10 protein-coding genes and 1 tRNA gene are annotated in these 10,956 nt (G+C 68.3%); 3 read left to right on the top strand and 8 right to left on the bottom strand.

Going from position 1 to position 10,956, the window contains the following annotated elements; translation table 11 throughout:
- The first annotated feature begins 1,684 nt into the window (after positions 1-1,684).
- Complete coding sequence (locus tag ACIGW4_RS37875; RefSeq protein ID WP_399586246.1) at positions 1,685-2,131, top strand: hypothetical protein; 447 nt, start codon at positions 1,685-1,687, stop codon at positions 2,129-2,131.
- 846 nt (positions 2,132-2,977) lie between these two features.
- Here ACIGW4_RS37875 and ACIGW4_RS37870 read toward each other — a convergent pair.
- Positions 2,978-3,559, bottom strand: a complete 582-nt coding sequence (locus tag ACIGW4_RS37870; RefSeq protein ID WP_399586243.1) for a Dps family protein — start codon at positions 3,557-3,559, stop codon at positions 2,978-2,980.
- A 607-nt stretch (positions 3,560-4,166) separates the two neighbouring features.
- Between ACIGW4_RS37870 and ACIGW4_RS37865 the strand changes: the two genes are divergently transcribed.
- The gene (locus ACIGW4_RS37865) at positions 4,167-4,475 is read left to right on the top strand and encodes a WhiB family transcriptional regulator (protein WP_359591305.1); all 309 of its coding nucleotides are present in this window, start codon (positions 4,167-4,169) and stop codon (positions 4,473-4,475) included.
- A 552-nt stretch (positions 4,476-5,027) separates the two neighbouring features.
- Here ACIGW4_RS37865 and ACIGW4_RS37860 read toward each other — a convergent pair.
- From ACIGW4_RS37860 to ACIGW4_RS37840, 5 genes are all read right to left on the bottom strand, one after another.
- Positions 5,028-5,101 (bottom strand) — tRNA-Met (locus ACIGW4_RS37860).
- Between the two features lie 65 nt (positions 5,102-5,166).
- Positions 5,167-5,331 (bottom strand): cold shock domain-containing protein, encoded by a 165-nt coding sequence (locus ACIGW4_RS37855; protein ID WP_399586241.1) that lies wholly within the window; start codon positions 5,329-5,331, stop codon positions 5,167-5,169.
- A 141-nt stretch (positions 5,332-5,472) separates the two neighbouring features.
- Positions 5,473-5,616, bottom strand: a complete 144-nt coding sequence (locus ACIGW4_RS37850; protein ID WP_398711832.1) for a hypothetical protein — start codon at positions 5,614-5,616, stop codon at positions 5,473-5,475.
- Between the two features lie 427 nt (positions 5,617-6,043).
- Positions 6,044-6,244 carry a hypothetical protein gene (locus tag ACIGW4_RS37845; protein ID WP_399586238.1) on the bottom strand — a complete coding sequence of 67 codons (201 nt, stop codon included), beginning with the start codon at positions 6,242-6,244 and terminating at the stop codon, positions 6,044-6,046.
- Between the two features lie 269 nt (positions 6,245-6,513).
- Positions 6,514-7,173 carry a hypothetical protein gene (locus tag ACIGW4_RS37840; RefSeq protein WP_399586235.1) on the bottom strand — a complete coding sequence of 220 codons (660 nt, stop codon included), beginning with the start codon at positions 7,171-7,173 and terminating at the stop codon, positions 6,514-6,516.
- A 101-nt stretch (positions 7,174-7,274) separates the two neighbouring features.
- Between ACIGW4_RS37840 and ACIGW4_RS37835 the strand changes: the two genes are divergently transcribed.
- A complete protein-coding gene (locus ACIGW4_RS37835) occupies positions 7,275-7,751 on the top strand; it encodes a hypothetical protein (protein ID WP_399586233.1) in 477 nt (158 codons plus the stop codon).
- Here ACIGW4_RS37835 and ACIGW4_RS37830 read toward each other — a convergent pair.
- Together ACIGW4_RS37830 and ACIGW4_RS37825 are read right to left on the bottom strand one after the other, a co-directional pair.
- Positions 7,717-8,658 (bottom strand): IS5 family transposase, encoded by a 942-nt coding sequence (locus ACIGW4_RS37830; RefSeq protein WP_399586247.1) that lies wholly within the window; start codon positions 8,656-8,658, stop codon positions 7,717-7,719. The two genes, ACIGW4_RS37835 and ACIGW4_RS37830, sit on opposite strands and share 35 nt — an antisense overlap.
- Positions 8,659-8,913: 255 nt before the next feature.
- The gene (locus tag ACIGW4_RS37825) at positions 8,914-10,518 is read right to left on the bottom strand and encodes a PP2C family protein-serine/threonine phosphatase (RefSeq protein WP_399586231.1); all 1,605 of its coding nucleotides are present in this window, start codon (positions 10,516-10,518) and stop codon (positions 8,914-8,916) included.
- Between the last annotated feature and the right edge of the window lie 438 nt (positions 10,519-10,956).

The raw sequence follows: 10,956 nt of genomic DNA, 5'->3' as shown, positions 1-10,956 counted from the left end.
CGCGCGGTCTCCTGCGGAGACACGACGCGGTGTGACTGCGTCACACCCAGTGGTGCTGCGCCGCTGCGCGGCGCTGGGCTGGCTGCGTGGGGGCGGGCACCTTCGGTGACCACGGGTTGGTGGAGGTGGTGTGGCGGGTGTGGGTGTGGGGTGGGGGGTTGTTTGTGGTTGAGCGCCCGCCTGCGGCGGGGTGTGGTGCTGGTAAGTGAGGTGTTGTATTGGGTGGTTGATGGTGTGGTGGGTGGGGTGGGGGTGTAGTGGGTGGGGTGCGGACCCTGCGGGGCCAGCGGTGTGTGCCGACTGTTTGTCGCGCTTGCGGGATGTCACTTTGAGTGGTGGAGGGGTGGTACTCCACGGGCGTGACGACGCCATATAGAGTGTCGCTGTGGGTGATGAGACTCCAAAGTAGTTGTCTAGTCCTGTATCGAACTACCCCAAGTACCCCTACATGCCGCTAAACATCAGAAACCTGGCTGCGGGTGAGGAAGACTCAAAACTCGGTCAGCGGACGCCTCCTGGCGGACCATCAACGCTCCATGCGGAAAACGCATCAAGACAAGCCGTCACCCACCACACGCCAGAGGCAGACCCGAACGCCCCGGCACGCCGGCAGAGTGCTGCGTGCCGGGGCGGCGCCGACTGCGGAGCACGCTACTCGGGCATTCAAGCGGCAACCGGGCAGCAGGCATGCGTTATACCTCGTCGACCGGAAGCCGGGAACAGCCCTCACGCACATGCAGGAACCGCATACACGTGAGGGCCTGTCATCCCGCATGCGGAAACCGCATCACCCCCTGTCTCACGGCTGCAGGGGAGCAGCCCGGGGGCGGGCGGCTCCGTCACACACAAGCCCCCCTCCGCACCGAACAGGGCCGGGCACGAGATCCCCGGCCAGCGGAGGCCAAGCCGCTCGCGGACAGGGAGCAGGGAGTAAAGGGGGGCCGTCGACACCGCGGAAGGCGGCGCTGGCTCGACAAAGGGCTTGCCCGTCACACGGACACCGCCGGACAAGGAAGCCCCAGGCCGACCGATGCTGTGCGAAAGCCCCAACGAATCACCCCTCACCGCTACCCGCCCGCCCCGTCACCCGGGAAAACAGCCTGAGAGGCTCCCAGGACCCCGCACCCACCAGACCACCCAGACAGAACCCCGCCGTCTCCTGCTCCACCAGACCCCCACAGACACGACCGGCCACCACGCACCTGCAAGGACAGCGCAGAAGGTAAGGGGAACGCCCGGAAAGGCACAGCGACGGCCTAGGCCCTCACCGACACGGACCCGCAGATGAGCGTGAGCTGGGACAGGGGGCAGCAGGAGCAGCACGCACGCCGGCGGGAACACAACCCGGCAACCACACACCCACATGCGATTTCCGCATACGGCATACAAAACCCAGCGCTATGCGGAAAACGCATCACCCCTACAGCCGGGCCCCCCACAGCCCCTCCCCCACCACCACCCCTACACGAACGAGAAACAGTAAGAGCAGGCGCGGAAAGCTCACGGCGGACAGGCTGGCCGCGCTCGCCAGCTTCGGGCTGGAGTGGACCGAGTGAGAAATGCGGCCGGGCTTGCCTGGTCGCATTCTGAGTCCATGACCGGCCGCAGCACCCCGTCAGGACCGCCCCGGGGCCCGTACTCGGCGCCTCCGCCCTCAGGGCCCACGAGCAGGCGCCACCGGCCCGTGCTGACTCATTCCCTCGCTGTTCTCGGCGGGCTCCTGGTGGGAGTGCTCATCGGCATCGTGGGCAGCAACGGGACCAAGAGCAGCGACCCCCAGCCACCCGCCTCGCCGGCCACCACAGGGGCAACCGCCGAGGCCCCGCCGCCGGCCCGCACAATGCCCGAGACGACTTCTGAGACAACCGGAACAGCGAAGGCAGCCGCAGGGGAAATCCCTGGCGACGGCACCTTCCTAGTCGGCCAGGAGGTCCGGCCGGGGACCTACCGCAGCGCCGGGCCCGCCAGCAGCGGCACAGATTGCTACTGGGCCCGCCTGAAGGGCACCACGGGCGACAGCAGCGACACCCTCGCCAACAATGCCGGCAAGGGCCCGGCCACCGTCACCATCCTTGCCTCCGACAAAGCTTTCCAGACCTCCGGCTGCACCACCTGGAAACGGATGGGCTGAAAGGGCCCGTTGGACGGAAGCTTTCACTCTCTTCAACGGACCCGAAGGACTGGGTTCTGGGGCCTGTTACGAAAGCGAGCGCTGAGGTAGCGATGGCTACGAAGCTGGGTGAGCTGTTGGTTGCGCCCCTGCGGCCCGGGGGATCTCAGCGGCGTCGGGGTGAGGTCCGGTGTTTGCCCAGTCCAGCGGAGATTTTCCTGTGCCGTGATCTTCGCGAAGGTGGGGATCGGCGCCACGTGCCAGCAACTGCCGGATCGTTTCGGTGTGCCCCCAGCAGGCGGACGCGGGAAGGCCGGCGAGCAGGTCGGCCTGGGCGGCCTGGATGGGTGCGGTCTCACGGTTGGGGTAGGCGTCCGGCGGTGCGCGGTGGTCACCGGCTGATTCTCCCCGAACCCCGCCCCGGCCCGGTGGCGTCTGGCAGGGGGTGCGCCTCCCGCGTGGGGTGGGGCGAGAGGCGCGCTGCGAGGCAGACAGGGAAGCACGAGACCAGCCGACACCGTGCCTCACAGACCAGGGTGATACAGAGGCCAACGCGGCTGTCGGCAGCGGATCACGAGGCTTTGGTAAGAGCCGTGAGACCACCCCCGCTCGAGCGGGGAGCAGCCGCCAGGACCACGCGCCCTCCCACTTCCCGGTCCAGGGGCCATACCCACGGACGCAGGGAGCAGTCTCTGTGACCTGCCGTTCTATCGTACGTACGGCTTCAGCTGAACCACTTTTACCGAAACTAGCAAACCGCCCAAAGCCCCCATTTCTCGTTCTGTCCGTTTCACGGGCAGAACGGGCGCACCTGTGTCCGTCTCATGGAAAACCTCACCCGGTCTGTCGCCCCGGGTGGGGACGCGGTCATGCGCCCCCGGCCGACGCTCGGACGGCCTGGCCGGCGGCGTCGCTGAGCGTGTGCGCGCCGGAGGTGCTGAGGCGGCCGCTGTCGCTCTCCAGGTGGGCGCGGACGAACCACTGGAACTGCTCCAGCTTCGCCAGCTGTCCGATCAGCATGTCCTCCGTCACCGGGTCGATGTCGCCGGCCGTCTTCATGGCGGCCCGGTGGTCCTTGATGACGCCGGTGTAGACCAGGTCCAGCGCGCCGAGGTGTGCGACGGCGTCGGCGCGTCCCACTTCGTAGTCGTCCCAGGTGCGCCCCGCGACGAGGGCGCCCGGCGTGCCGATCGGGACCCCGCCGAGGGCGGCCATGCGCTCCGCCGTGGAGTCGGCCATCTCCCGGACGGCGTCCACCTGCGGGTCGAGCATCTCGTGCACGGCGATGAAGTGCGGGCCGACCACGTTCCAGTGGACGTGCTTCAGGGTGAGGGCCAGGTCGTTGAGAGCGTGCAACCGCGCCTGCAGAACGTCCACGACCCGCTCGGCCTCCGCCGGGTCCAGTCCGGGCACGGTGTGCGGTGCAGTGGCCTGCGTGTTGTCGGTCATCGACGGACTCCTCTTGGTCACTGTCGTTCGGATAGTGCGGCTCCCGGGCGGACCGTGCGGTCCCTCCCGTCGCCGTCCTCTCGCCTGCCCCACCAGACGCAACGCACACCTCCGGTCTCGTCGCCACCACTCCGGACGGTGTGCGGGGGTCAGCGGGCGACGGTGAGCGCGGATCCGCCGACGCGGATGACGCGCGGGCCGGACAGGATCGCGGCCTCCGTCGTGCAGTCTCAGCCGCAGCGCATATTTCGGGGGCTTCGCTTTCTTTGGCGAGGCGCTCGATGTAGGAGCAGTCGTCCTGTTCCTCGGCGGTGTTCCAGCCGTTTCCCGATACCGCGCATGGTGGCGCAGTTCGCGGGCACAAGGACCGGGAGCGGAGGACATGGCCGCTCCTTCAGGGCCTGCGGCCTCCCCCGTCCGTAAGGCCCGGGCATGGTGGAGACCGGCCCGCACTCGCGGTGGTGCGGGCCGGTTCTCGTATGTCCGCCCGAGCCGGCTTCACCCGAGGTCGCTGCCGGGGGCACGGCGCAGGTGCCGGTGAGGACGACCAGGCCACGGGGCGGCGGGCTGGGAGCAGGAGCAGTGTGGGGCCGGGTGGGGTGGATGGATGCGTGTGAATGATCGCTGGATGGTGTCGGGCTTGTGCCGGACGACGCATGCGGATGATCTGTTCGTCGAGGGGGCGGCGCAGAACCGGGCGAAGGCGCTGTGTACCGGGTGTCCTGTGAGGGCCGAGTGTCTGGCGCATGCTTTGGACGGCCGGATCGAGCACGGTGTATGGGGTGGGATGACAGAACGAGAGAGGCGCGCCCTGTTGAAGCGCCGGCCCCTGGTGCGGTCCTGGGCCCGGCTGCTGGATGCCGCCAGGCATGAGCATGAAGCCGGAGCGTCGTCTGTGAAGCGTGCTTCCGCCTGATCGGCCGCTGTGCCCTCTCCACCTCGCGACGGATAAAGGTGGGCATGTTGATCGCTTCCCATGGTCAGGCGCCGGAGTGGAAGCGATCAGGGCTGGTCTGCTCGTTGTGCTGGCGGGCCGGGCCGGGCGGAGGTACGGCAGCCTGTCTCGCACATGGCGTCCGCCGAGGCGGCCAAGGTGCACAGCAGCCGGGCGAACGGGGCGGTCAGGACGTAAACCTTCATGCCGTGCTTCTTGTGCTTGCCGGAAGAGAACGGCCGGACAGCGTCGATCCGGTCGATGGGCAGGAAGGTACCGCCCCACAACCACGGATGCCTTGACCTCCGTCCACTACATGGCCAGCTGGAGCGGAGGGGCTGCGGTGGCCAGAAGGGCCAGCAATTGCAGGCCCCTGCTGACGGAATGCCTCGGCTGTCGCCGAGCACGGTTGATGCGCGTCCGGCGCTGCGGCGTCGTGAGCGCGTTCTCGCGAAACCCTGCCCCTGGCGCCCTTGCCGTTCAGGGCAGGCTTACGTGACAGGGGCCCGGCAACAGCCGGGCCCCTGTCTTTCGTAGCGGGAACAGGATTTGAACCTGCGACCTCTGGGTTATGAGCCCAGCGAGCTACCGAGCTGCTCCACCCCGCGTCGGTGACACCATCGTACACAGCAGCCGACGCGGGATCGAAAGCATTTTCGTGGGGCCCGGCGGGTCAGCCGCGGACGATGTTCTCGGCCTGGGGGCCCTTCTGGCCCTGCGTCACGTCGAAGGTGACGGTCTCGCCCTCGACGAGCTCGCGGTAGCCGTTGCCGGAGATGTTGGAGTAGTGGGCGAAGACGTCGGGACCGCCGTCCTGAGCTGCGAAACGCGGCTCCATCCCCGCCGACGGCTCATTCCCGGCTCACTGCCTCCCGGTCCGTCCCTGATCCGCCGGACACTGCCTAGGCGGGAGACCTTCACCTCAGGAAGAACCCCGGCCCCCTTCTGCTCGTCCGGGGTCCGGGGCTTCTTCTGGGCGTCAGGGCCCGACGATCTTGTGCAGCACGGGCGCGCTCACTCCTCCCGCCGTCATGCCGGCGAGCACGGCTCCAGCCGTGTTCCCCGTGCTGAGGTACGTCAGCCCACCGACGACCAGGGCGATGAGTCCCGCTCCGACGAGCACGAGGAAGGCGTGCTCCGTCAGCAGGGCGTCAGGGTCTTCACTCCGTCGCTCACCAGCCGGGGAAGTCATAGAACTTGCCGACGAGGTACCGTCGACTCCGGGTGCGGTCATTCATGCTCCATGAATTCGGGTTCTCTACAGGGGCACGAACCGATCGCACTGACCCGGTGAGCCCCCTGCTGCACCACGCCGTCCAAAGCTTCGGTGCCGCAGCGGGGCTCTCCGTGTGTTGCGATCAACTCGTCGTACGAGCATACGCAGAGGGCCCTGACAACCCCGGGCAAGTGTGAGGCCTCCTCGGCCCCCTTAAGCAGCCCTTCACCTGGGCTATCCGGCCTGCAGACGCCCGTACCTGAGCTCGAAGATTCAGCACCTTAGGGAAAAAGCCCGAGGTCAGAGCCGGGGAACTTCTGCACGTGCATGGACATCACCTGTGCGTTCGGCTCTCGTGGGCGAAAACGTCGCCGAGGACGAGGATCTCGGCGTCGGTGAGGATGATGCGGTGCATCTCGCCTGATCTGGCGCATCTCCTTCGCGGCCTTCCGTAGGCGGCGTCGTCGAACTTGGTGTGGCCGAGGTCGGGGATGTTCTTGCCGGTCTGGATGCAGAGCGCGCCGGCCTCGTGCACGTAGTAGATGCGGTACGAGTCGTTGATGACCAGCGGCGCCGGGAGGTCAAACCTCCTGCCGATCTCGTCATGGGCCTGCGTTCGATCCCGATGCTCTGCTGCATCAGCTCCCGGAAGTACTCCCCCCTTGCCGAAGATGTCCTGGTACTCGGAGACGGACCTCAGGGCGTGGAAAAAGTCGTACGCCCCGTGCAGGTTGCCGAAATGAAGAACGCCGTCGTGATCTACACGACGACGAGCGTCGCGACCAGCGCGCCCTCGAACACCCGCTACCGCTTCACAGACACCCGGGCGGGCTCTCCCTGTGATGGGTCACCCGGCTCGTCGAAGTACTCGATGTCCAGCTCCAGGATCTTCTTGTTGAGGTGGTCGAACTCGATGGCGAGCTCCCAGGGCTCGGAGCTGGTGGTGAACCTGATCTCGGGCAAGGTCTTCCTGGTCTTGCTGCCCGTGTGGGTGAGCCACTGCTGCAACTCCGGGTCGAAGTCCAGGACGCCGTGCACGAAGTGGTGTCGGATCTTGAATCGGTCCGCGGATGTCTCGAGGTACTCGATCAGGTCGGCGCAGTGCTTCGCCGGGATCAGCTCGTTCTCCATCTCCTTCAGGTACTTGATGCACTCGGTGGCCAGCTGCCCTCCGGTGGCCTGGGGCTGGTAGCTGTAGGCGGGCCGCTTGTCCTTCAGGTGCACCAGGAGGCCGTGGAGCGTGTACTCCAGCAGGGCCGCCCCTCGCAGCATCAGCCCGAGCCCCATGGTGATCTCCCCCTCTTCCTCGTCCATGCCGACCACGAGCCCCGGGACCGGCGGAGTGAAGGACGGGACCGTGTGCTGTGTCTTCGGGGCCGGCTGCGGGGAGAGCGGGTCCGACATGAGTACCTCCGTGGTGGTCGTGGCCGCCTGACCGTACTCGAGCGTCTCCAGGGGACGCATAGGCGGTCGGCACTCCTCACCCTGAGGCCGCGTTTGAGATCTGCGACGAGTGAGGCTGGGCGGGCATCCGTACTGTCGTGGTCGGCACGTAGGGTGCGGCCATGACTGTGCCTGATCTGGTTCCCATCCGGCATGAGCCGGACTACCGAACGTCCACCATCGGACAGTGGGACGGAGGCCAGTTCTTCGCTCACGTCAGTGGTGTTGTCGCAGGCCGGGACGGTGATGGGCGGGTGGTGCGGCGGTGGTACTCCGTGCTGCACGAGTTCGACGCCGACGGCCACCACCTGGGCTCGCGCATCAGGTCGGCAGGAACGGTCGCCGACGGGCCTGGGAAGGTGCCGGTGGTGGAAGCCGCGCAGCGGCTCATGGATGAATGGCTGGACTCGCTGCCCGGCCGGAGGTTCGCCGACATCGCAGTCGCCCCGTTCGCCGTAGAGGTCGACGGCACGCTGTTCGGTCTGGCCCCTGAGTGCCACGGGGAGTATCCCGATGGGGAGGAACAGCACGACTGGGCCGAGTTCTACCCGAACCGGCTTGGATTCAGCGCCCCGTGGGACGGCTCGTACGACACATGAGGGGATGTGCGATGCGCCGGCCGGTGACGCGTGAGAGGGATCGCGAGCCTTGCCGGGTTGCCGGGCGGCCTCGGGCAAGGCGGCGGACCATGATGCCGATCGTCGCCCGGCGGATCATCGTCTCCGAATGAGCGGGGCTGGTCTCGTCGTCGCGGGCAAGGCGCCGGTGGGCGGTGAGCCACGGGAAGGTGCGTTCCACCGCCCACCGCGTGGGCTGGACCTGGAAGCCACGCTGGTCGGGATGCTTGCGGACGATCTCCAGGTCACGGCCGAGGATCTGGGCGGTCCACCCGACCAGGCGGCCGGCGAAGCGCTGGCCGGCCCAGACCTTCCGGTCGCCGGGATGGTCGAGCCTGGTCCACGGCAACGGTCGCTTGGCGCCGTCGCGGTCCTGGATGCTCGCCGCGATGACGTGGACGGCCAGGAGCAGGCCGAGGGTGTCGGTGATCACGTGGCGCTTGCGGCCTTTCACCTTCTTGCCGGCGTCGAAGCCCCTGGTGGCAGCGGGGACGGTGTCGGCGGTGCGGACGGACTGCGAGTCGATCAGGACCGCGCTCGGCTCCACGTCGCGGCCGTCCGCCTCCCGGATACGGCCGCGCAGGGTGTCGTGGATGCGCTCGACACTGCCGTCGTGCCACCAGGTGAAGTACCAGTACACCGTCGGCCACGGCGGGAAGTCTTTCGGCAGCTGCCGCCAGGCACAGCCGGTCCGCACCACGTAGAAGATCGCGTCCACGATCCGCCGCCGCGGGTGCTTCTCCCGCCGACCGCCCTTCGGGCCCACCCGCGCCGGCGGCAGTAACGGCTCCACCAGCGCCCACTGCTCGTCCGTCGGGTCCGACGGATACCCACCCCCAGAGCCACTCACACAGAGCTCGACGACCCTGCCGGCCCCACGGCACGGCAGATCTCAAACGCGGTCTCAGGCCCCCACAGAACCCCTGAGGAAAATTCAGCCCCGCCCCGCAAAGGACTCAGAAGGTGGCCAAGCCGTCCGCCACTGGTGCGTGGCCGCCGCACTCTTCGGTCCGAGCGGGGTCGTCGAGCATCGTTCGGGGTCGGGGAATCCTGCGGCTGCGAGGAAGACGACCTGATCGTGGTCGAGGTGTACCAGTGCGAGGGCTTCTCGGCGGCAGCGCGCAGGGGGCCTGGCCGGGCGGGGTCAGTCGTGTCCGGCTTCGTTCTCGCCGGTCCGGGCGGGTGGGGTGGTGCGTGGTCCTGAGGCGCGGCCGTGCGGTGCGGCGGTGGCGGCCGCGAGGAGGCTGATGTCGTCTCTTCCCTGATCGATGGAAAAGTGTTCGGCGGCCGCGTAGAGGGCCGTGACGGCCGCCGAGGGGGTGGGATCGTCCAGACCTGCCAGAACGCGGGAGGCCCGTTGCTCGCCGAACTCCTCGCCGTCGTGACGACGGCCTTCGGTGAGGCCGTCGGTGGACAGCACCAGCAGGTCGCCGGGGTCGAACTGGACGGTGCGCGTCTGCCAGGTGCCGGGTGGTGCCGGCAGGAAGGGATGGATGAGGGGGCCGGTGGGTTCCAGGCGTTCGACCGTTCCGTCGGCCCGCCGCAGGAACGGTTCTTCATGTCCGGCGTTGGCCCATGTCAGTGTGGAGCGTTCCGGGTCCAGGACGGCGACGACCAGGGTGGTGAAGCACTCCTCGTCGGCCAGAGCCTGGTGCACCGCGCGCACCAACGAGTCCAGGTCGGCCTCCAGCCGCAGGCCCACCGTCAGGACGCTCTTGAGTTGTACGGCCAGCAGTCCCGCGGCGACGCCGTGCCCGCAGACGTCGCCGAGGAAGACGGCGGTGGACCTGTCGGACAGCCGCACGGCGCCGAGGTAGTCGCCCGCGATCAGGCCCTCGGCTGCGCGCACGTCACCCGCCACCACGGCCCCGGGACCCGGATCCTCGCAGGAGGTGAGGATCTCGCGCAGGCCCTGCACTGCCGGCCCGACCTGGACAAGGGCTTCTCTGTTGCGAAGGGACTCGCGCTGGGACACCGCCAAGCGCTCGCGCACCCCTTCGGCCTCCTCGGTCAGGCGGCCGATCCATCCCCGGCCGCCCCCGGGCGGCGGTCCGGCGACGGAGGCGTCACCGCTGGCCGCGCGCCGCAGACGCCGGGCAAGTGCCCCTGCGGGGGCCAGGTAGCGACGCTGCAGCACCACAGCCGCCACCACCGCCGTGGCCAGCAACGCGACGGCGAGGCTCAGGATGTAGAGCATCACGCCGTTCATATGCCCCATGGCGTCCTGCGCCTCGCGAGCACTGCGCTGCTCCAGCAGAGCCGTCAACTCCTTCGTCCGGGCGTCGACGGCTGCGTAAGTGCCCCCGGCGGAATCCGCGCCGACGGCGGACGCGGGCAACCCGTACACGCGCATCCGGTCCCTCACCGCATCGGAGCGGGCGCTCTCAAGCCACTTCGAGACGTCACGGTCGAGTCCCGCGATCTTGGCGTCGACCTCGCCGTCTGACCCGGCCGCCAGCCTGCCCAGTGCATCCACGTGTTCTTCGAGGGCCCTTCGGGCACCCTCGCGCAGCTCCTCGCCCCCGGCCCCGGCCAGTGACGCAGCTCGCAGGTCGCCAGCCGCCGCCCGGACGGCGCCGACTTCTGCGACGGCTGGGTGCCAGAGGGTCTCGATCTGCCGCGCGGCCCGCTCATGGTGCACGTTCAGCACGAACCCCGTCGCTGCGACGCCGACCGCCAACAGCGCCGCCAAACCGACCATGACAGCGAGCAGCAGCCTCGACCTGATCAGACCACGTAGTGCCAGCACATGCTCGACACTACCGATCGCCGTACTTCACACCTGCAACACCACGCCCAGCCAGCAGCCGTTCGAACGACCGGCAACCAACATCTGCCCCTTGGCCGACTCCGTGCCAGAACGGCAACACGTCGGCGAAAAGACGCTCAACTTGAGGGGGGATGCCGATTCGAACAGGCGCGTGCGGGATCTGTTGGGAGTCGGGCAGACTCCCGCACAAGCCGCTGGCCGGATGTCGCGGTCGTAAAGGCTGCTCGGGCAATCGGCATCGACTCATCGCGTGCGGTGGGAGGGAACCGGTGCTGGCCACGCAGCCCTCGTCAACTACCGTTGAATCACTACGCAGAGCAGGACTAGAGCGTGTCTCCTTGACCGGTGATTCTCGTGGTGGGGCTGGTTAGTCTGCTGCGATGACGGACAGCGAGCTGGTCGTTGACCTGCGGGGTC

The sequence above is a fragment of the Streptomyces sp. NPDC053513 genome (assembly GCF_044544765.1).
Lineage (GTDB): Bacteria > Actinomycetota > Actinomycetes > Streptomycetales > Streptomycetaceae > Streptomyces > Streptomyces litmocidini.
The sequence above is the reverse complement of the archived record's forward strand: the minus strand, read 5'-3'. Positions and strand labels throughout refer to the sequence as shown.

Excerpts from the sequence above, each read along its gene's own strand:
- ACIGW4_RS37870 (WP_399586243.1), bottom strand. The coding sequence starts at position 3,559 with ATGACCGACAACACGCAGGCCACTGCACCGCACACCGTGCCCGGACTG.
- ACIGW4_RS37865 (WP_359591305.1), top strand. The coding sequence starts at position 4,167 with ATGCGTGTGAATGATCGCTGGATGGTGTCGGGCTTGTGCCGGACGACG.
- ACIGW4_RS37855 (WP_399586241.1), bottom strand. The coding sequence starts at position 5,331 with ATGGAGCCGCGTTTCGCAGCTCAGGACGGCGGTCCCGACGTCTTCGCC.
- ACIGW4_RS37840 (WP_399586235.1), bottom strand. The coding sequence starts at position 7,173 with ATGCGTCCCCTGGAGACGCTCGAGTACGGTCAGGCGGCCACGACCACC.
- ACIGW4_RS37835 (WP_399586233.1), top strand. The coding sequence starts at position 7,275 with ATGACTGTGCCTGATCTGGTTCCCATCCGGCATGAGCCGGACTACCGA.